We start from the raw sequence: 18,218 nt of genomic DNA, 5'->3' as shown, positions 1-18,218 counted from the left end.
CATGTACTTCACCGATCGCGGCATCGAGGAGCTCGAGAAGCGCCGAGGCGACGAAGAGGTCACTCTGGCGTGGCTCGCCGAGCAGCTCCAGGGCTTCGTCGACTCACACCCCGAGTTCGAGACCGCCGTCGAGCGGTTCGCGACCTGGCTGGCGCGGCTCGACGATCCGGAGGACTGAGCTCCGCAGACGGGGAGTTCAGGCCGACGGCCACTCCGGGGCCTGCGGCCAGCTCGCCCGGTTCAGCCACCTCTTGAAGAAGCTCGTCAGCTCGTCGCCGGTCACCCGCTCGACGTACCGCTCGAAGCCGGCCCGGTCGACGTTCGCGTCGGGCTGGCGCTGCGGCCACTGGCGCACGATCCGCCAGAAGTCACGGTCGCCGACCTTCTTGCGGAGCGTCTCGTACATCATCGCCGTGCAGAGGTAGACGCAGTCGGTGGCGAACATCTCCGGGTCGTAGGCGCCGGGGCCACCCTGCTCCTCGCGCGCGATCCAGTTGAACACGCGGAACATGTCCACCTGCTGCGCCCAGGACGTGTCGGTGTGATCTGCCGCCCAGCGGGACTGGACGTACATCGCCATGCCCTCGTTCATCCAGAGGTCCCGCCAGTCCGACGGGGTGACGGTGTCGCCCCACCACTGGTGCGCGAGCTCGTGGACCATCACCTCGCGAGCCTCCAGGGGACGTCCCCAGGTTTTGCGACCGAAGGTGATCATGGTCTGGGTCTCCATCGCGGACGCTCCCGGGACCACCACGACGCCGGCGCTCTCGAACGGGTAGCGGCCGAGCCTGCGCTCGAGCCAGCGCAGGTCGGCCGGGACGTGCCGCAACGCCTTCAGGTAACGCCCGACACTGCCCGCCGGGAGCCAGTAGCTGAGCGGGAGGCCGTGCGGCCCCTTGGCCGTCCTGTGGGCGTAGGGACCGACCGCGAGCGTGGTCAGATAGCTCGCCGCCGGGTGCGCGAGGTGGAATCGCGTGATCGTCTGCTTGGCCGTACGGCGCTGCGAGACCAGTCGCCCGTTGCTGACGCCGACCCAGGGGCGCGGCACGGTCACGCGTACGTCGTACAGCGCCTTGTCGGAAGGGTGGTCGTTGACGGGGTACCAGGTGAACGCGCCGTACGGCTCCTGCATGGTCCACAGCTGGCCGTCGCGGGTGACGTTCATGCCGATGGTGTCGAAGTCGCCGCGCGTGGTCGGCGCGTGCACGGGCCGCGGGGTCCCGCGGTAGACGACGCGGACGTCGTAGCGCTGGTCCGCGACCACCGGGACGTCGACGCGCAGTACGTCGCCGGCGTGGCTGCTCGCGGCCGGCGCGCCATCGACCGTCACCTGGGAGACCGTCAGGGAGTGGGCCAGGTCGAGCTGGAACGACGGCGCGGCAGCGGTCGCCCGGAGCCGGATGTCCGCCACCCCGCTCATTGTCCGGCGAGCACGGTGCCAGGTGAGGTCCAGTCCGTAGTGCAGGGTGTCGACGCCCGGGTCGCCGTGGTCCGGGTAGTAGCTGTCCTCCCGCGGTGTCGAGAGGCCCGCGTCGTACGACGTGGCGCCGGCGGGCACGCCGAGAGTGGAGACGGCGAGTGCGGCAGCGAGGACGAGCGGCACCCAGCGGGCAGGGCGGAGGGGCATGAACGTGCTCCCGAGAGTCGATGGTCGGCGGTGGATTCTCACACGAGCGCGTCGAAGGCACGGCCGACTTCGACGGAAATGTCGCCACCGTCACGCAGCCACGCGTTGGCAGCGAACCGGAAGACCGCGATGCCGACGACAGCGAGCGTCTCGGCGTGCGGTTCACCACGCTGGTGCAGCGCGAGCGCGAGCGTGCGTTCCCACGACGCGAGGGTGTCGAAGAGCCGGCCGCGGAGCAGCGGGGAGCTGGCCGCCGCGCGCTGGCGCAGCATCATCCGCTCGCGGTCCTCGGCGAACCCGGCCGCAAGCTCGGTCACGGCCGCTCGCACGACCGCCAGGCCGCTGCCCTCGGCCGCCGCGACGACGGCCCGCAGGTCGGCCTGACGCTCCTCGCGGCCCATGTCGAGCACCTCGTCCTTGGTGGCGAAGTAGCGGAAGAAGGTGCGCGCCGAGACTCCCGCGTCCGCGGCGATCGAGTCGACCGAGGTCTCGTCGTACCCGTCCAGGGCGAAGCGCCGTAGCGCCGCGTCCTCGAGCGCGACCCGGGTGTCCTGCTTGTGCCGCTCGCGCCGGCCCTCCCCCATGACCGGCTCAGTCACCGGCGAGCGCCACCCGTAGCTCGGCACTCTGGTCCGGGCGCGCACCCGGCCGGCCGCTGCGCAGCTCCACCCGCTCCAGCGTGCCCGTGAACGCGAACGGGGGCGTGTAGTCATGGCTGACGGACAGGCCGCGGTCGCGGCCGACCAGCAGTCCGGCACCCGAGGTCATCAGGTTGGGAAAGTAGAACATCCCCGGCAGCGCGTCCTCCGCCACGGCCACGTCGTCGACGGCCAGCACGAGGCGCGGCCCGGGGCCCGGCTCGTAGCGCACCGAGAGGACGCGCTCTCCCGGCGCCACCGGCTCCGGAGCGACCACCCGCGTCGTCTGGTCGGGCATCGCGATGGTGGCCACCAGCCGGCCGTCGAGCAGGTACGTCGCCCAGCCGCCGTGCCGGTCCCCGATCGCGATGAGGACGCCCTCGGCGCCGCCGTCCGGCACGACGACCCGCGCCGTCAGCTCGAAGCCGCCCACCAGCGTCGGCAGCTGGCTCTCCTGGATCGGGCCGCCGCCCGGCGCGTACGCCCGCTCACACGGAGGCGGGAACTCTCCCGGGTGCATGTGGGACATCGAGGCCGGGAACTCGAAGAGCGGCAGCACCTGGTTGCGCCCGGCCTCCGCCCACCACAGACCCTCCATCCGGCGCACCAGCTCCGGGTGCTCGTCGGCCACGTCGCGCGCCTCGGAGAAGTCCTCGGCGAGGTGGAAGAGCGACCACCGGTCGGTGTCGAAGTCGTGGCTGCCGACCAGGTTGCTCCGCTCGTCGAACTGGTTGGCGACGTGGTCGGTCACCGCCATCCAGCCGTCCTCGTAGATCCCCCGCGAGCCGAACATCTCGAAGTACTGCAGCAACCGGTGCTCGGCGGCATCTGGCTCGGCGAAGCTGGGCAGGAGCGAGGTCCCCTCGACCGGCTGCTGGGTGACCCCGTCGACGGCTTCGGGCTGGGTGATCCCGGCGGCGTCGAGGATCGTCGCGTACAGGTCGACCGCGTGCACGAACTGCGGGCGGACCCCGCCCTGCGCAGTGAGCCGGTCCCCCCAGCGCACCACGAGCGGGGTGCGTACGCCGCCGAGCCACGCGTACCGCTTCCAGAGCCGCAGCGGAGCGTTGCCGGCCCAGGCCCAGCCGTACGGGTAGTGGTTGTAGGCGTCCTGGCCGCCGATGTCGTCGATCCGGGCGACCGCCTCGTCGACGTCCTCACCGTTGCCCAGCCACCCGGCGGCCTCGTTGAGCGTGCCCGTCGTACCACCCTCGCCGCTGGCGCCGTTGTCGGAGAGGACCATCACCAGGGTGTCCTCGGCGATGCCGCGCTGCTCCAGGTCGGCGAAGAGCCGGCCGAGGTGGTGATCCGTGTGCGTGACGAATCCCGCGAACACCTCCATGTAGCGCGCGAACAGCCGCCGCTGGTCGGCCGGCAGCGTCTCCCAGTCGGGGATCCACGGCGGCCGCTCGGGCAGCTCCGTGTCGGCGGGGACGATGCCCTCCGTGACCTGACGGTCGAAGGCGCGCTGGCGCCAGTCCTCCCAGCCGTCGTCGAACTGGCCGGCGTACGGCGTCACCCACTCCTCGGTCACCTGGTGCGGAGCGTGTGCCGCGCCCGGCGCGAAGTAGAGGAAGAACGGCTTGCGGGACTCGGCCTGCTGCTGGTCCTGGATCATCCGGATCGCCTGGTCGACCAGGTCCTCGGTGAGGTGGTAGCCCTCTTCCGGCGGGTACGGCGGCTCGATGTGGGTGTTGTCGCGGACCAGCTCGGGCGCCCACTGGCTGGTCTCCGCGCCGAGGAACCCGTAGTAGCGCTCGAAGCCCTGGCCGAGCGGCCACCGGTCGAACGGGCCGGCGGCGGAGTACTCATTCTTCGGCGCCAGGTGCCACTTGCCGACCGCGAGCGTGTTGTAGCCGTTGTCGCGCAGCACCCGCGCGAGGGTGGCGGCCGACTTCGGGATCCGCCCGGTGTAGCCGGGGAAGCCGAGCGCCGCCTCCTGGGTGACGCCCATCCCGACCGCGTGGTGGTTGCGGCCGGTCAGCAGCGCGGCGCGGGTGGCCGAGCAGACCGAGGTCACGTGGAAGCGGTTGTAGCGCAGTCCCTCGGCCGCCAACCGGTCGATGTTCGGGGTGGCGATCCCCGACCCGAAGCAGCCGAGCTGGGCGAAGCCGACGTCGTCCAGGACGATCATCACGACGTTGGGGGCGTCGGGTCCGGGCTTCGGGTACGACACGAAGCGCGGCTCGGAGGTCTCGACACGGGTGGTGATCCGCTGGCTGCTCACCGGCCGCACGCTAATCCCGCAATCGCCATCTGTCACTCAACTGACACTTCTCTCGGATCGCGCCGTACGGCAGGATGCGCACATGGCCGAGCAGACGACCGAATCCACGCCCACGCCCCCGTCGATCGACTACCCGGACGCACCGTGGCACATGGTCGGGCAGCTCTGGCTCTCGATCTTCAAGCTGCGCGAGGGCGCCGACGAGCTCCGCCCCGCCGGCACGTACGGCGCCGCGTTCGTCTCCTACGAGCCCGGCAGCCCCCTGACGTACTCCGAGCTCCTCGTCGCCCGGCTCGTGCCCACCGAGCAGCACGGCAAGTGCGTGACGATCACCGACATCTGGGTCGACTCCCCCGCCTCGGTCGCCGGCGGCCGCGAGCTGTGGGCGATCCCCAAGGAACTCTGCGACTTCGAGCTCGACAGCAGTCGCCGCGGGCCGCTCTCGTCGACCACCTGGTCGACCTCGGTCGAGCGACGGCCGATCGCGAGCGCGTCGTTCACCGACGTGAGCCGGGCGATGGTGCGGATCCCGTTCAAGGGCACCACCTGGCAGCCCGGCATCGAGGACACCGACGGCGAGGAGCGCACCGCCACGCTGCAGGGGTCGTCGAAGGCGCTGCCGTGCCGCGGCCGCTGGGACTTCGCCGCCGACGGTCCGCTCGGCTGGTTGCGCGACGCGCGCCAGCTGGCGTCGTTCCGGCAGGCGGACTTCCGGATGTCGTTCGGCTGAGCTCACTGCGTCAAGGGGCCCACAGCGAGACGGCACGCCGCATCGAGCCCGAAGCGGACGTCGTACGTCGACTCTCCGCGATCGCGACCCGGCTCCCCGAGGTCGTCGAGGAGGATGCCTGGACCGGCGTGCGCTGGCGGGTCCGGACTGCGACCTTCGCGCACGTGATGGTCGCCCAGCCCGGCTACGAGTCGTCGTACCGCGACATCACCGGCGACGACTCGATCCGCACCATCCTGACCTTCCGCGCCACCGGCGACGAGCTGCTCGCGCTCACCCACGCCGGCTGGCCGTTCTACCAACCGCCGTGGTCGCCGACGATCATCGGGATGGTGCTCGACGACCAGACCGACTGGACCGAGGTGGCCGAGCTGGTCGCCGAGTCCTACCGCTTCCAGGCGCCGCAGAAGCTGGCGCGGCTGCTGGACGAGTTGAGGTCTAGCCCGGACGCACCGTGACGTCCGGGATCGTCGCATCACGCGGCAGGTCGAGGACGTGCAGCACGGCCTCGGCGACGGTCTCGGGGCGGATCCAGGCGTCGGCGTCGTACGCCTTGCCCTCCTGCTGGTGCACCTTCTCCTGCATCGGGGTGGCGGTGCGGCCGGGGTAGACCGTGGTGACGCGTACGCCGGCCGCGGCCTCCTCTTCGCGCAGCGCGTCGGCGAGCGCGCGCAGACCGTGCTTCGACGCGGCGTACGCCGACCACTGCGGGTGGGCGGACAGCCCGGCGCCCGAGTTCACGAAGACGACCGTGCCGCGCGCGTGGCGCAGCGCAGGCAGGGCGACCCGGGTCAGTGCGGCAGGGGCGACCAGGTTGACCCGCAGCTGCGACGCCCAGTCGTCGATGCTCAGCTCGGCGACCGGCCCGAGCTCGACGACGCCGGCGGCGTGCACGACCGAGTCGAGTGCGTCGGGCAGCGTGAGCGACTCGACGGACTCCGGCCACGCGAGGTCCGCGACGAGGACGTCGGCCCCCGGCAGGTCCGCCGCCATCTCGTCGGCCCTCTCGGCCGAGCGGGCCAGCACCACGACCTCGTCTCCTCGGTCGAGCAGGCGTTGAGCCAGGACGGCACCGATGCCGGATCCCGCCCCGGTGACGAGGTGCCTCATCGAGTGAAGACGATCTTGCCGAACTGCTCGCCGCCGAGCATGGCCGCAAACCCCTCCCGTGCGTCGGTCATCGGGATCGTCCGGTCGATCAGCGGTCGCGCCCCGGTGGCGTCGAGCATCGACACCAGGCCGGCGAGCTCCTCCCGGGTGCCCATCGTTGAGCCGATGACGCTGAGCTGCAGGAAGAAGATCCGGGTCAGCTCGGCGTCGTCGAGGTTCGGCCCGGACGTCGTACCCGACGTGATGATCCGGCCACCCGGACGCAGCGCCCGGATCGAGTGCGACCACGTCGCCCGGCCGACGGTCTCGATGACAGCGTCCACCTTCATGGGCAGGCGGGCACCGGACTCGAAGGCGTCGTGCGCGCCGAGCTCGAGCGCCCGCGCCCGCTTGGCCTCGTCCCGGCTGGTCACCAGGACCCGCAGCCCGGCCGCCCGGCCGAGCACGATCGCGGCGGTGGCCACACCACCGCCGGCGCCCTGGACGAGCACGGTCTCGCCCGCGCGCAGCTGGCCGCGAGTGAAGAGCATCCGGTACGCCGTCAGCCAGGCGGTCGGCAGGCAGGCCGCCTCCTCGAACGACAACGACGCAGGCTTCGGCACCACGTTGCGGCGGGGTACGGCGACCTTGTCGGCGAAGGTGCCCTGGTAGCGCTCCGAGAGCAGCGACCGCTTCGGGTCGAAGGTCTCGTCGCCCGACCACGAGGGGTCGCTGATCACGGCATGGACGACGACCTCGTTGCCGTCCTCGTCGAGCCCGGAGGCGTCGCAGCCGAGGATCATCGGCAGCGCCTCCTCGCGCAGGCCGACGCCTCGCAGCGAGAACAGGTCGTGGTGGTTGAGCGACGCGGCCTTGACCGTCACCGTGGTCCACCCGTCGGGGACCTCCGGGTCCGGTCGCTCCCCTACCTGCAGGGCGGAGAGGGGGTCGTCCTTCGAGAACTGGTCGGCGTAGACGGCGAACATACGTCGAACCTACCGACGGCTACCTGCGGGCGACACCGTCCCGGCGTGCGGCATCCGCCACAGCCGCCGCCACCGCCGGCCCGACGCGAGGGTCGAACGGCGACGGGATGACGTACTCCTCGGACAGCCCGTCGCCGACGAGATCGGCGATGGCCTCCGCCGCGGCGAGCTTCATGCCCTCGGTGATCGACGTGGCGTGCGCGTCGAACGCACCCCGGAAGATGCCCGGGAACGCCAGCACGTTGTTGATCTGGTTGGGGAAGTCGGACCGGCCGGTGGCGACCACGCGGGCGTGCCGGTGCGCGACGTCGGGGTGCACCTCCGGCGTCGGGTTGGCCATCGCGAAGATGATCGCGTCGGCCGCCATCCGCGCGACGTCCTCCTCCGGCACGGTGCCACCGGACACCCCGAGGTAGACGTCCGCCCCGTCCAGCGCCTCGGCGAGCGTCCCGGTGCGTCCGGTCTTGTCGGCTGTCATCTCCGCCAGCTCCCGCTTGACCGGAGTCAGGTCGTGGCGGCCCGAGTGCACGATGCCCTTGCGGTCGGTCACCGCGAGGTCCTTGATGCCGGCCTCGAGCAGGATCTTCGCGATGGCGACTCCCGCGGCACCGGCGCCTGAGATCACCACGCGGGTCGACTCCGGGTTGCGTCCGGTCAGCGTCAGCGCGTTCTTGAGAGCCGCGAGGGCGACGACGGCGGTGCCGTGCTGGTCGTCGTGGAAGACCGGGATGTCGAGCAGGTCCTTGAGCCGGTCCTCGATCTCGAAGCACCGAGGCGCCGAGATGTCCTCGAGGTTGATGCCGCCGAAGCTGGGCGCCAATCGCACGACGGTCTCGATGATCTCCTCGACGTCGGTGGTCGCCAGGCAGATCGGGACGGCGTCGACGTTGCCGAACTGCTTGAAGAGCACGGCCTTGCCCTCCATCACCGGCATCGCGGCGGCCGGGCCGATGTCGCCGAGACCCAGCACCGCCGTGCCGTCGGAGACGACGGCGACGACGTTCGGGACCCAGGTGTAGTGCTGGGTCATCGACGGGTCCGCGGCGATCGCCTCGCAGACCCGGGCTACGCCCGGGGTGTAGGCGAGGGAGAGGTCGTCGGCGCCGGCGAGGGCGACCGTCGACCGGAGCTCCATCTTCCCGGCCACGTGCAGGTCGAACACCGGGTCACCAGCAAAGGGATGTGCATCAGCCATGACAGCTCTGACTTTCAGATGGTCTGGATTTCGAGCGGGAGAACGTACGACGGTATGGGGGCCCAGCTCGACGCGCAGGGGTGGTGCGCGGAACTCGTCAGGCCTCGGGGGATCTTCCCCACGTGCAGTCTGACACAGGCGTCACAGCCGTCGCGGGTGCGGCCACAGCCTGGCCACGGTGACGGCGATCACGTCCCGGTCGGCGACCGGCCCCCGGTGCCGCGAGTCGACGCCCTCGTCGGCGTTGTCGCTGAGCAGCCACCACGCCGGCGACCCGTCGCGCGTCGTACGCCGCTCGGCCGCGCGCTTCACCGCGACCGTCCCGTCCGCCAGGCGGGCGACCACGAGATCACCGCGCCGGACGGCGCGTCGGTAGGACACGAGGAGCCGGTCCCCGTCGGCGAGCGTGGGAGTCATGGACACACCACGAACCCGGGCAAACCCCAACGGGGGTACTCGTTTCTCGCCTGGAGACACGTCTCGTGCAGGACCCGACACGCGGAGTAGTGTCGCAGTCGAACGAAGGACAACCGAAGAACGAGAGGACCCGCATGTTCGCGCGACTGTTCGCCCCCACCCTCGAGGTTTCCGCCCACTGCGACCTCCCCTGCGGCGTCTATGACCCCGCACAGGCCCGCATCGAGGCCGAGTCGATCAAGGCCATCATCGCCAAGGTCGCGGACAACGACGACCCCGATTTCCGCACCCGGGCCATCCTGATCAAGGAGCAGCGCTCCGAGCTGGTCAAGCACCACCTCTGGGTGCTGTGGACCGACTACTTCAAGCCGCCGCACTTCGAGAAGTACCCGCAGCTGCACACCCTGGTCAACGAGGCCACCAAGCTCGCCGGCGCCTCCGGCACCAAGGGTGAGCTCGACGCCGGCAAGGCCGACGAGCTGCTCGCGAAGATCGACGAGATCGCTGCAATCTTCTGGGAGACCAAGAAGGCCTGAGCGAAGCGAAGGGCTTCGACGTCTCGAGCGCGACTGAGCGAAGCGAAGTCGCGACCGTCCGCCGCAACCAACGCGGACGCCGAAGGAAGGCCTGAGCAAAGCGAAGTCGCGACCGTTCTCCGTCACCACGGACAGCGGCGCCCCTAGGCTCAGGCGCTCCACACAAGCGGTTAACGGGACCAGTCCCCGGGTACACACACCCGCGGGGGCTGGTCCCGCTACTGTTTCCGGACCGGTCTCAGACCCCGACCTCGACACAGCGCAAGGACGACACATGGCACCGATCGGCGCGACCTCCGGCCCGACCGAGACGGACGGAGGCCGCAGGCCCGACGTCGAGCTGCGGGTGCCGGCCGATCGGGCGTACGCCTCCGTGCTGCGCACCACCACCGCCGGTCTCGCCGCCCGCCTGGACTTCCCGATCGACGACATCGAGGACCTCCGGATCGCCGTCGGCGAGGCCTGCGCGATGGTCCTCGAAGAGGCCGAGCCGGGCACCGACCTGGTGTGCGGCTTCCTCCAGGGCCCCGGCGAGCTCACGGTCAGCGTGTCGGGCACCGTCGACGGCGCCATCGAGCCCGACTACGACAGCTTCGCCTGGCAGGTCCTGACCACCCTGGCGACGAGCGCGAGCGCTGACGCCACGGACACCGCGTTCACCATCACCTTGTCGATGACGTCGTCGGTGGCGATCCACCAGGAGCCTGGTCTCTGACATGACGAACTCGGACGACGGGGCGGACGATGGCCTCACGGGCATCGAGCTGACCCGGAAGCGCAGCGCGGACCTGTTCGTGATCCTGCGTGACGAGGAGGGCTCCGAGGCGAGCCACGCCGCGGCTCGCGAGGATCTCGTGCACCTGCACCTGCCGCTCGTCGAGCACTGCGCCCGGCGGTTCCGCAACCGTGGCGAGCCGCTCGAGGACCTGGTCCAGGTCGGCACGATCGGCCTGATCAAGTCGGTGGACCGCTTCGACACCGATCGCGGGGTCGAGTTCTCGACGTACGCGACTCCCACGATCATCGGCGAGATCAAGCGCTACTTCCGTGACAAGGGCTGGGCGATCCGGGTGCCGAGGCGGCTCCAGGAGCTGCGGATGCAGATCGGTACGGCGAGCGCCGAGCTCACGCAGAGCCTGGGGCGCTCCCCCACCCCGCGTGAGCTCGCCGAGGCCATCGGGTGCACGGTCGAGGAGATCATCGAGGGCATCGAGTCGAGCAACGCCTACTCCACGCTCTCCCTGGATGCGAGCGACGACAGCGACGACGGCGCCGCGAGCATGCTCGACGCGATCGGGATCGACGACGAGGGACTCGAGCACGTCGAGATCCGCGAGTCGATCAAGCCGCTGCTGGACCGGCTGGCGCCTCGGGAGAAGAAGATCCTGCTGCTGCGGTTCTTCAAGAACATGACCCAGTCGCAGATCGCCGAGGAGATCGGCGTCTCGCAGATGCACGTCTCCCGGCTGCTCAACCGCACGCTCGAGCAGCTGCGCACCTCCCTGGAAGAGGAGAGCTGAGGCTCCCGTCAGTCGGGCAGCGAGTTCTGCTCGCCGTCGTCGGCGAGGGCGGCCAGGCTCGCCGGGTGGAACAGCCCGGCCAGCACCACGACCGCGACCACGGCGATCGCCACCGCGACGGCGGTCGTGTCCCCGCCCCGGAAGCTCCAGGCCACGCCCAGGCCGATCAGCTGCGTGAGCACCACCGGGCTCCGTGCCCACGACTGACCCCGGACCAGCGACCAGGCGCAGAGCAGCAGGCCGGCGCCGTACGCGAGGAAGAAGATGCTGGTGGTCGCACCCATCGCGATCCGGTCGGAGTCGAGACTGGCCAGCTCGAGCACGGCGAAGACGAGCAGCAACAGGCCTTCGACGGCGACCAGCGACGCGGCGACGACGAGGGGTGCCGGGCGGTTGGTCGACGGGCGTAGGCTCACTCGAGCAGCCTAGGAGTCAGCGAAGAAAGACCCGGCACCGACCCCGACGACAGCCACCAGTCAGATCCAGGCTGTGACGGACAAGACCATGTCAAGGGGTTGTTTAACGGTCAAAAGGTTGCCAGTCTTGACGCAGCGCTCGACGACGAGCCGGTTTCGTCATGCCCATGCTGCTGACGTCCGAAGCCCACGGTCGACACCCCTGACTATCGATTGAAAGAAGGCCCCCGAGCCATGGATTGGCGCCACCGTTCTGCGTGCCTCGACGAGGATCCGGAACTGTTCTTCCCGATCGGCAACACCGGCCCGGCCATCCTCCAGATAGAGGAGGCCAAGCAGGTGTGCCGCCGCTGCGACGTGCGCGAGCAGTGCCTCGCCTGGGCGCTCGAGGCCGGGCAGGATCACGGTGTGTGGGGCGGCCTCAGCGAGGACGAGCGCCGCGCGCTCAAGCGCCGCAACGCGAGAGCCCGGGTCCGCACGGCGTGACCGACTGACCCACCAGTCGTTCAGTCGACGGGCACGTCGAGCGCTGCTCTCGTGCCCGGACCGTCGGGGCGCGGCCCCAGCTCCAGCTGGCCGCCGAGCTCGGACTCCACGAGCGTGCGCACGATCGAGAGCCCCAGGCTGCTCGACCCGTCGAGGTCGAAGCCGTCCGGGAGACCCAAGCCGTCGTCGTCCACGGTGACGTGGAGTCGGCCGACGAGGCGACGTGCGGTGAGCACGATCGAGCCGGTGGGCCCGGCGTCCCCGGGGTCGTAGCCGTGCTCGACCGCGTTCTGCAGCAGCTCGGTGAGGATCATCGCCAGCGCGGTCGCCGACTCCGAGGGCAGTACGCCGAACGTGCCGTTGCGGCGTACCCGCACCCGGCTGCCGACCGCGCTCACCTCGGTGACCATCCTGCCGAGCGGGTCGATGATCTCGTCGAAGTCCACGCGCTCCTCGACCGCCTGGCTGAGGATCTCGTGGACGATCGCGATCGACCCGACCCGTCGCACCGCCTCCTCCAGGGCCAGTCGCGCCGACTCGTTGTCCATCCGGCGGGCCTGGAGGCGCAGCAGGGCGGCCACGGTCTGCAGGTTGTTCTTCACCCGGTGGTGGATCTCGCGGATGGTGGCGTCCTTGGTGACCAGCTCGCGGTCACGCCGTCGTAGGTCGGTGACGTCACGGACCAGGACCAGAGCACCGATGTGGTCGCCCTGCGGACGCAACGGGATGGAGCGCACGATCAGCGCCACCCCGTCGGTGCCGATCTCGGTGTCACGGTGTGCGCGACCGCCCAGCACCGCGCTCAGCGTCTCCTCGTCGGGCCGGCGCCGGGGTGGCACCAGCTCGCGGGTGGTGTCCGCCAGGGACAGGCCGGTGAGGTCGCCAGAGTGCCCGAGCCGACGGAAGACCGACAGCCCGTTGGGACTGGCGTAGACGACCCGTCCGCTCGCGTCGACCCGCAGGAACCCGTCGCCCACCCGGGGAGTGTCGGCGTGGTCGCTGCGCTGGACGGCGGCCGGGAAGTACCCGTGCGCGATCATCTGGGTGAGGTCGGCCGCAGACTGCAGGTAGGACAGCTCCAGGCGACTCGGGGTGCGTACGCCTAGCAGGTTGGTGTTGCGGGCCACGACGGCGATCACCCGCCCGGCGCGCCGTACCGGGATCGTCTCGACCCGCACCGGCACGTCGTCGCGCCACTCCGGATCGCCCTCCCTGACCAGCCGGCCCTCGGCGTACGCCGCGTCGATCAGGGGTCGGCGGCCCACCGGCACGAAGGTGCCGATCACGTCGTCGACGTACGCCGTCGGGCCGGTCGTGGGGCGCATCTGGCCCGCTGCCCAGAAGCCTTTGCCCTCCCGGTCCGGCAGCCACAGCACCAGGTCCGCGAAGGACAGGTCGGCGATGATCTGCCAGTCCGCCTGGAGCAGCTGGAGCCACGCGACGTCGTCCGCGTCGAGCTCCGTGTGGCTGCGCACGAGGTCGTTGAGGGAGGGCACAGGCGTAAGGGTAAGGCGCGCCCGGGACCCCCACTAGACGTCCGGGCGTCCTTTGGCAGGATGGCTCCCATGTCCGGGTCATACTGGCGGAACGTTCACGCCGAGGGTCTCGCGGTCCCCTCCGACCGCCCGCTCGCCGAGCTGACGGCCGAGCTCACCCGGATGCTGGGCGATCCCGATCCGGCCCTGCGGGATGGCACCGCCTACCCGGCACTGACGACCTGGATCGAACGCGGCGTGTACGACGACCTGCTGGCCGGGCTCGGTGACGGGATGGCGTCGGGTCTGCTCGTCGGCATCGGCGAGCGGGACACCGACAGCGTCTTTCGCCGCAGCTTCTCGGCGCTGGTCCTCGGCGAGTGCATCGCCCGCGACAACGACCGGCCGCTGCTGCCCGGCGGCAAGATCCTGGAGTGGGGCGACCGGCTGACGACGTGGATGCTGCGCGAGCGCGACCTGCGCGGCTGGGTGCCCGGCAAGGGGTGGGCGCACGCCGTCTCCCACGGCGCCGACACCATGGCGATCCTGGCCCGGTCGCCGCACCTGGCGACGCCCGAGCTGACCGTGCTCCTCGACGTGGTGGCCGACCGGCTGCTGATGCCCGTCGACCGGCTCTTCAGCAGCGGCGAGGGCGACCGGCTGGCGTTCGCGACGGTGACGATCCTGCGACGCAACCTGGTCCCGCTGCGAGTCCTCGAGCCCTGGATCGCTCGGATCGCGGCCTCGGCCGGCACCCGCTCGTCGTACGACGAGCGTGACCCCTACCTCGCCGGTGGCAACGCGGAGGCGTTCCTGCGCGCGCTCTACCTCCAGCTGTCGCTGGGCGCCCGGCCGCCGCAGGTGCGCTCCGACCTGCTGCTCGTCGTGGTGGAGGCTCTCAAGAGCACAAACCACGGGTACCTCACCGCTACGGGTGAGTAACCTGCGGGCATGCCCGACAACACCACCGACCTGACCGGCCACGCCGGCGAGCTGGCCGTCGCCGTGGCCCAGGCCCACGGCGTGGAGACGCTGTTCACGCTCTCGGGGGCGCACGTCTTCCCGCTGTACGACGGGGCCGTCAAGGCCGCCGACCCGGTGACCCTGCTCGACGTACGCCACGAGCAGACGGCGGCCTTCGCCGCCGAGGCGACCGGCAAGCTCACCCGGGTCCCCGGGCTCGCCGTGCTCACCGCCGGGCCGGGCGTGACCAACGGCCTGAGCGCGGTCGCCCAGGCGCAGTTCGCCGGCTCTCCCATGGTCGTCGTCGGCGGTCGTGCGCCGCAGGGCCGTTGGGGCACCGGCGCGCTGCAGGAGCTCGACCAGCCGCCGATCTTCGCGCCTGTCTCGAAGCTCGCCCGCACCATCCCGACCGCCGGCGAGGTGCTGGAGGGGATGCACGGAGCATTCGTCACGGCCGGTTCGTCGCACCGGGGGCCGGTGTTCGTCGACGTGCCGATGGACGAGCTCTTCAACAACGCGACCGGCCCGGTCCCGGCCGTCGCCCCGCTCCGCGGCGCGGACCCCGACCCCGACGCGGTCACCGAGATCGCCGGGCTCCTCGCCGCCGCCAGCCGGCCGGTGCTGATCCTCGGCACCGACGTATGGGCCGACCACGCCGAGGAGGCCGCGCTGCGCTTCGTCGAGACCGTCGGCGTCCCGACAATCACCAACGGCATGGGCCGCGGCGTCGTCCCGGGCGGCCACCCCCTGCTGGTCACCAAGGCCCGCAGCACCGCGCTCGGTGGCGCCGACCTGGTGCTCGTCGTCGGCACCCCGCTGGACTTCCGGCTCGGGTACGGCGTCTTCGGCGGCAAGGATGGCGCGACCCCTGCCCGGGTCGTGCACGTCGCCGACTCCCCCGACCAGCTGTCCGGGCACGCCACGCTCGCCGCGTCGGTCTCCGGCGACCTCACGTCGGTCTTCGACGGACTGCAGGCCGGCCTCGAGCACGCCGTACGCCGCCCCGACTGGTCGTCGTGGGTGGGCGACCTCCAGGCCGCCGTCTCCGCCGCGGCGGAGCGGGACCGGGCGCTGCTCGGTGCCGAGGCCGACCCGATCCATCCGGCCCGCATCTACGGCGAGCTGCTCCCCCGCCTCGCCGAGGACGCGGTCGTGATCGGCGACGGCGGCGACTTCGTCAGCTTCGCCGGCAAGTTCGTCGAGCCGAAGCGGCCCGGCGGCTGGCTCGACCCCGGCCCCTACGGCTGCCTCGGCGCCGGGCTCGGCGCGGCCATCGCCGCCCGCGTCGCCCGGCCCTCCTCGCAGGTGGTCCTGCTGCTCGGTGACGGCGCCGCCGGCTTCTCGCTGATGGACGTCGACACGCTCGTGCGGCACAACCTGCCGGTCGTCATGGTGATGGGCAACAACTCCGCCTGGGGGCTGGAGAAGGGTCCGATGCAGATGCTCTACGGCTACGACGTGATCGCCGACCTCTCCCCGAGCACGTCGTACGACGGAGTGGTGCGTGCCCTGGGCGGTGGCGGCGAGACCGTGACCGACCCGCGCCAGATCGGTGCCGCGCTGGACCGGGCCTTCGCGTCGGGCGCGCCCTACCTCGTCAACATCGTCACCGATGTCGAGGCCGTCTACCCGCGCGCCAGCTTCGGTGTCTGAGTCACCTGCAGGGCCGGTCGTCCGGCGCGCCCGCCCCGATGACCTCGACGCCGTCGGCGAGATCACCGTGGCGGCGTACGCCGAGTTCACCGATGGTCCCGACGACCACTACCTCGACCTGCTGCGCGACGCCGCACGCCGCGACCGCGAGGCGGAGCTCTGGGTCGCCGAGGTCGACGGCGTGGTCCGCGGCAGCGTGACGATCGCGCTGCCGGGATCGCCGTGGCGCGAGATCGGCACCGATGACGAGGGCGAGTTCCGGATGCTCGCCGTCTCCCCCGACGCCCGCCGGATGGGGATCGGCGACGCGCTGGCCCGGGTCGTGCTGGACCGGTTCCGCGAGCTCGGCTTCCGCAGCATCGTGCTCTCCAGCCTCGCCAGCATGAGCTCGGCCCACCGGATCTACGAACGCCTCGGCTACCACCGGATCCCCGATCGGGACTGGTCGCCGCAGCCCGGCGTACACCTCATCGCCTTTGCGAAGGAGCTCTGATGGACGCCACTCTCACGTTCACGGTCACCAACGAGGACACCGCCATCGCGGTCGGCTCCGGCAGCCTGCCGGTGCTCGGCTCGCCTCGGCTGCTGGCGTGGTGCGAGGCCGCGACCTGCGCGGCGATCGACCCGACCCTGCCCGCCGGCTCGACCAGCGTCGGCACCCGCGTCGAGCTCGAGCACCAGGCCGCCAGCGCCGTGGGTCAGCAGGTCGAGGTGACCGCCTCCTCGACGTACGTCGACGGGCGGCTGCACCGCTTCACCGTGGCTGCTCGCAACGTGGGCGGGAAGCTCGTCGCCACCGGCGAGATCACCCGGCTCGTCGTCGACGCCGAGCGCTTCCTGTCGCGGCTGTGAGCGGATCCGCTGATGGTCGAGCGAGCCGCGCGGCTGAGGAACGAAGTCGCGACCGGCGTGTCGAGACCCATGCCGATCGGATCCCGATTTCCCCCAGGACGACGCGTTTGAGAGGATGACCCTTGGCCTCCGGGCCGATTCGTTTCGATCAGGAGGAAAATCATGGGCAAGACCGGCCGCAAGCGTCGCGCTCGCAAGAAGAAGGCTGCCAACCACGGCAAGCGTCCCAACGCCTGAGCGCATCACATGACAGAACCCCCGAGCCTTCTGGTTCGGGGGTTCTTCTGTTCGACGGCTAGCGCAGGTCGACGCGGGTGATCCAGTACGGCGTCGCGGGCGTCGGCGTCGTGGCGAAGCGGGCGTTCACGGCGTACAGCGAGTGGTGCAGGCGAGCTGCGGTGCTCGGGACGTCGAGTCCCGGATCGGTGATCGCCGTTCGCACGCTGCCCTCCGTGGCGCGACGGTGGAGCCGGACCGGCACGATCAGGTTGTCCCGGTTGCGGAGCACGTAGACCACGCCGCGACCGGGCTCGAGACCGTCGCCGTTGACGAGACTCGCGCCGCCCAGGTCGACCTCCGTCGTCTCGCCCGTGCGGGGGCTGATCCGCAGCAGCTTCCCGGCGTTGCTCTGGACAGCGACCAGCCAACGCCCCTCGTCCACGATGCCGTTGAGGTTGTTGCCGGTCTGGAGCACGAGGTCCCCGGTCAGCGGCAGCACCCGCGCAGCATCGGCCGGCGGGAGCCCGGACCCGTGGTGGCCATGCCTGCGGTCGTGACCGCGGTGGTCCCGTCGGGCCAGCGGTACGACCGCGAGCTCGGCGTGCCGGGAGTCCGTCACGTAGACGCCCCTCGTGGTCGCGACGAGGTCGTTGAGGAAGCGCGGCGCCGCGTCCGGCGACGGGAACGAGTACGTCGCGAGCAGCGCTCCTGTGTCCGCGTCATGGGCACGGACCTCGCCGGTCGCCCCTCCGGCGACCCACAGGACGTCGCGACGCCGGTCGTACTCGACGCCGACCGCGACCCTGCCGGGGCTCCCCTCGGCGAGCACCTCTCCCTCACCCGAGCGCGGGTCGGCGACCCAGATCGCGCCGTCGGCAAGCGACCCGACGTACAGCCGCTTCCCGTCGGTGGTGATGCCCTCGGGACGCCAGCCGTCCGGCAGGTCGATCCGGTCGGGTACGGCGCTGGGGTGGTGATCGCCGCGTCCGGCCTCGGCCGGGCTGAGCGACGTCGCCTGGAGACCGGCGGCCACCAGCAGCGTGGCGGCGAGGGCGACGCCACGGCGAACGGAGTGTCGAGCGAGCATGAGGAGCCTCCCGAGAGGGTGGGTTTTCCTCACGGTGCACCGACAGTCAGGCTCCGAAGAAGGGCACTCGCCCGACTCTCATCGAGCTCTCACGTGGAGCCG

General features: G+C 71.2%; 22 protein-coding genes. 12 read left to right on the top strand and 10 right to left on the bottom strand.

Annotated elements, in window-relative coordinates:
* Nucleotide 1: 1 nt before the first annotated feature.
* On the top strand, nt 2–178 hold the full coding sequence (locus ABEA33_RS08135) for a DUF6104 family protein (protein WP_200944940.1): 177 nt from the start codon (nt 2–4) through the stop codon (nt 176–178).
* 18 nt (nt 179–196) lie between these two features.
* Here the strand turns inward: ABEA33_RS08135 and ABEA33_RS08130 are convergent, their stop codons facing one another.
* From ABEA33_RS08130 to ABEA33_RS08120, 3 genes are read right to left on the bottom strand one after another with little or no spacing between them, the layout of a single operon-like run.
* A complete protein-coding gene (locus tag ABEA33_RS08130) occupies nt 197–1,627 on the bottom strand; it encodes a M1 family metallopeptidase (protein ID WP_345526242.1) in 1,431 nt (476 codons plus the stop codon).
* Between the two features lie 38 nt (nt 1,628–1,665).
* Nucleotides 1,666–2,226 (bottom strand): TetR family transcriptional regulator, encoded by a 561-nt coding sequence (locus ABEA33_RS08125; RefSeq protein ID WP_345526241.1) that lies wholly within the window; start codon nt 2,224–2,226, stop codon nt 1,666–1,668.
* Nucleotides 2,219–4,492, bottom strand: a complete 2,274-nt coding sequence (locus ABEA33_RS08120; RefSeq protein WP_345526240.1) for a sulfatase-like hydrolase/transferase — start codon at nt 4,490–4,492, stop codon at nt 2,219–2,221. Before ABEA33_RS08120 ends, ABEA33_RS08125 begins: the two co-directional genes overlap by 8 nt.
* Before the next feature lie 82 nt (nt 4,493–4,574).
* Between ABEA33_RS08120 and ABEA33_RS08115 the strand changes: the two genes are divergently transcribed.
* The gene (locus ABEA33_RS08115; RefSeq protein WP_345526239.1) at nt 4,575–5,222 is read left to right on the top strand and encodes an acetoacetate decarboxylase family protein; all 648 of its coding nucleotides are present in this window, start codon (nt 4,575–4,577) and stop codon (nt 5,220–5,222) included.
* Entirely contained in the window at nt 5,114–5,680 is a 567-nt protein-coding gene (locus ABEA33_RS27580; protein ID WP_486348356.1) for an MmcQ/YjbR family DNA-binding protein, read from the top strand. Before ABEA33_RS08115 ends, ABEA33_RS27580 begins: the two co-directional genes overlap by 109 nt.
* On the opposite strand, the gene ABEA33_RS08105 is transcribed toward ABEA33_RS27580, so the two are convergent.
* The 4 genes from ABEA33_RS08105 to ABEA33_RS08090 all read right to left on the bottom strand — a co-directional run bounded on the left by ABEA33_RS08105 (nt 5,661) and on the right by ABEA33_RS08090 (nt 8,969).
* Nucleotides 5,661–6,332, bottom strand: coding sequence for an SDR family oxidoreductase (locus tag ABEA33_RS08105; RefSeq protein WP_345526237.1), 672 nt, complete (start codon nt 6,330–6,332; stop codon nt 5,661–5,663). The genes ABEA33_RS27580 and ABEA33_RS08105 overlap by 20 nt on opposite strands.
* Nucleotides 6,329–7,297 carry a zinc-binding dehydrogenase gene (locus ABEA33_RS08100; RefSeq protein WP_345526236.1) on the bottom strand — a complete coding sequence of 323 codons (969 nt, stop codon included), beginning with the start codon at nt 7,295–7,297 and terminating at the stop codon, nt 6,329–6,331. Before ABEA33_RS08100 ends, ABEA33_RS08105 begins: the two co-directional genes overlap by 4 nt.
* A gap of 19 nt (nt 7,298–7,316) precedes the next feature.
* Nucleotides 7,317–8,492: an NAD(P)-dependent malic enzyme gene (locus ABEA33_RS08095; protein WP_345526235.1), complete on the bottom strand. Its 1,176-nt coding sequence runs from the start codon at nt 8,490–8,492 to the stop codon at nt 7,317–7,319.
* A 141-nt stretch (nt 8,493–8,633) separates the two neighbouring features.
* The gene (locus ABEA33_RS08090) at nt 8,634–8,969 is read right to left on the bottom strand and encodes a S24/S26 family peptidase (RefSeq protein ID WP_345526234.1); all 336 of its coding nucleotides are present in this window, start codon (nt 8,967–8,969) and stop codon (nt 8,634–8,636) included.
* A gap of 74 nt (nt 8,970–9,043) precedes the next feature.
* Here ABEA33_RS08090 and sodN point away from each other — a divergent pair, with 74 nt between their 5' ends.
* The 3 genes from sodN to ABEA33_RS08075 all read left to right on the top strand — a co-directional run bounded on the left by sodN (nt 9,044) and on the right by ABEA33_RS08075 (nt 10,965).
* Entirely contained in the window at nt 9,044–9,445 is a 402-nt protein-coding gene (gene sodN / locus ABEA33_RS08085) for a superoxide dismutase, Ni (RefSeq protein ID WP_345526233.1), read from the top strand.
* A gap of 274 nt (nt 9,446–9,719) precedes the next feature.
* Complete coding sequence (locus ABEA33_RS08080; RefSeq protein WP_345526232.1) at nt 9,720–10,160, top strand: ATP-binding protein; 441 nt, start codon at nt 9,720–9,722, stop codon at nt 10,158–10,160.
* Nucleotide 10,161: 1 nt separating this feature from the next.
* The gene (locus tag ABEA33_RS08075; RefSeq protein ID WP_345526231.1) at nt 10,162–10,965 is read left to right on the top strand and encodes an RNA polymerase sigma factor SigF; all 804 of its coding nucleotides are present in this window, start codon (nt 10,162–10,164) and stop codon (nt 10,963–10,965) included.
* An 8-nt stretch (nt 10,966–10,973) separates the two neighbouring features.
* Here ABEA33_RS08075 and ABEA33_RS08070 read toward each other — a convergent pair whose 3' ends face one another.
* The gene (locus ABEA33_RS08070) at nt 10,974–11,381 is read right to left on the bottom strand and encodes a hypothetical protein (protein ID WP_345526230.1); all 408 of its coding nucleotides are present in this window, start codon (nt 11,379–11,381) and stop codon (nt 10,974–10,976) included.
* Nucleotides 11,382–11,615: 234 nt separating this feature from the next.
* Here ABEA33_RS08070 and ABEA33_RS08065 point away from each other — a divergent pair, with 234 nt between their 5' ends.
* Nucleotides 11,616–11,867: a WhiB family transcriptional regulator gene (locus tag ABEA33_RS08065; protein WP_027863177.1), complete on the top strand. Its 252-nt coding sequence runs from the start codon at nt 11,616–11,618 to the stop codon at nt 11,865–11,867.
* A gap of 20 nt (nt 11,868–11,887) precedes the next feature.
* Here the strand turns inward: ABEA33_RS08065 and ABEA33_RS08060 are convergent, their stop codons facing one another.
* The gene (locus tag ABEA33_RS08060) at nt 11,888–13,363 is read right to left on the bottom strand and encodes a sensor histidine kinase (RefSeq protein ID WP_345526229.1); all 1,476 of its coding nucleotides are present in this window, start codon (nt 13,361–13,363) and stop codon (nt 11,888–11,890) included.
* Between the two features lie 69 nt (nt 13,364–13,432).
* Here ABEA33_RS08060 and ABEA33_RS08055 point away from each other — a divergent pair, with 69 nt between their 5' ends.
* From ABEA33_RS08055 to ABEA33_RS27435, 5 genes are all read left to right on the top strand, one after another.
* Nucleotides 13,433–14,284 carry a DUF2785 domain-containing protein gene (locus ABEA33_RS08055; RefSeq protein ID WP_345526228.1) on the top strand — a complete coding sequence of 284 codons (852 nt, stop codon included), beginning with the start codon at nt 13,433–13,435 and terminating at the stop codon, nt 14,282–14,284.
* Nucleotides 14,285–14,293: 9 nt separating this feature from the next.
* The gene (locus ABEA33_RS08050) at nt 14,294–15,958 is read left to right on the top strand and encodes an acetolactate synthase (RefSeq protein WP_345526227.1); all 1,665 of its coding nucleotides are present in this window, start codon (nt 14,294–14,296) and stop codon (nt 15,956–15,958) included.
* Nucleotides 15,951–16,451, top strand: coding sequence for a GNAT family N-acetyltransferase (locus tag ABEA33_RS08045; RefSeq protein ID WP_345526226.1), 501 nt, complete (start codon nt 15,951–15,953; stop codon nt 16,449–16,451). Before ABEA33_RS08050 ends, ABEA33_RS08045 begins: the two co-directional genes overlap by 8 nt.
* Nucleotides 16,451–16,810 (top strand): thioesterase family protein, encoded by a 360-nt coding sequence (locus ABEA33_RS08040; RefSeq protein WP_345526225.1) that lies wholly within the window; start codon nt 16,451–16,453, stop codon nt 16,808–16,810. The genes ABEA33_RS08045 and ABEA33_RS08040 overlap by 1 nt, the downstream gene beginning before the upstream one ends.
* A gap of 162 nt (nt 16,811–16,972) precedes the next feature.
* Nucleotides 16,973–17,047: a 50S ribosomal protein bL37 gene (locus ABEA33_RS27435; protein ID WP_371863162.1), complete on the top strand. Its 75-nt coding sequence runs from the start codon at nt 16,973–16,975 to the stop codon at nt 17,045–17,047.
* Between the two features lie 58 nt (nt 17,048–17,105).
* Here ABEA33_RS27435 and ABEA33_RS08035 read toward each other — a convergent pair whose 3' ends face one another.
* Nucleotides 17,106–18,116, bottom strand: coding sequence for a superoxide dismutase (locus ABEA33_RS08035; RefSeq protein ID WP_345526224.1), 1,011 nt, complete (start codon nt 18,114–18,116; stop codon nt 17,106–17,108).
* Nucleotides 18,117–18,218: the final 102 nt, after the last annotated feature.

The sequence above is a fragment of the Nocardioides endophyticus genome (genome assembly GCF_039543845.1).
GTDB classification, from domain to species: Bacteria; Actinomycetota; Actinomycetes; order Propionibacteriales; family Nocardioidaceae; genus Nocardioides; species Nocardioides endophyticus.
The sequence above is the reverse complement of the archived record's forward strand: the minus strand, read 5'-3'. Positions and strand labels throughout refer to the sequence as shown.

Excerpts from the sequence above, each read along its gene's own strand:
- ABEA33_RS08135 (WP_200944940.1), top strand. The coding sequence starts at position 2 with ATGTACTTCACCGATCGCGGCATCGAGGAGCTCGAGAAGCGCCGAGGC.
- ABEA33_RS08130 (WP_345526242.1), bottom strand. The coding sequence starts at position 1,627 with ATGCCCCTCCGCCCTGCCCGCTGGGTGCCGCTCGTCCTCGCTGCCGCA.
- ABEA33_RS08115 (WP_345526239.1), top strand. The coding sequence starts at position 4,575 with ATGGCCGAGCAGACGACCGAATCCACGCCCACGCCCCCGTCGATCGAC.
- ABEA33_RS08105 (WP_345526237.1), bottom strand. The coding sequence starts at position 6,332 with ATGAGGCACCTCGTCACCGGGGCGGGATCCGGCATCGGTGCCGTCCTG.
- ABEA33_RS08100 (WP_345526236.1), bottom strand. The coding sequence starts at position 7,297 with ATGTTCGCCGTCTACGCCGACCAGTTCTCGAAGGACGACCCCCTCTCC.
- ABEA33_RS08095 (WP_345526235.1), bottom strand. The coding sequence starts at position 8,492 with ATGGCTGATGCACATCCCTTTGCTGGTGACCCGGTGTTCGACCTGCAC.
- sodN (WP_345526233.1), top strand. The coding sequence starts at position 9,044 with ATGTTCGCGCGACTGTTCGCCCCCACCCTCGAGGTTTCCGCCCACTGC.
- ABEA33_RS08080 (WP_345526232.1), top strand. The coding sequence starts at position 9,720 with ATGGCACCGATCGGCGCGACCTCCGGCCCGACCGAGACGGACGGAGGC.
- ABEA33_RS08075 (WP_345526231.1), top strand. The coding sequence starts at position 10,162 with ATGACGAACTCGGACGACGGGGCGGACGATGGCCTCACGGGCATCGAG.
- ABEA33_RS08065 (WP_027863177.1), top strand. The coding sequence starts at position 11,616 with ATGGATTGGCGCCACCGTTCTGCGTGCCTCGACGAGGATCCGGAACTG.
- ABEA33_RS08055 (WP_345526228.1), top strand. The coding sequence starts at position 13,433 with ATGTCCGGGTCATACTGGCGGAACGTTCACGCCGAGGGTCTCGCGGTC.
- ABEA33_RS08050 (WP_345526227.1), top strand. The coding sequence starts at position 14,294 with ATGCCCGACAACACCACCGACCTGACCGGCCACGCCGGCGAGCTGGCC.
- ABEA33_RS08040 (WP_345526225.1), top strand. The coding sequence starts at position 16,451 with ATGGACGCCACTCTCACGTTCACGGTCACCAACGAGGACACCGCCATC.
- ABEA33_RS08035 (WP_345526224.1), bottom strand. The coding sequence starts at position 18,116 with ATGCTCGCTCGACACTCCGTTCGCCGTGGCGTCGCCCTCGCCGCCACG.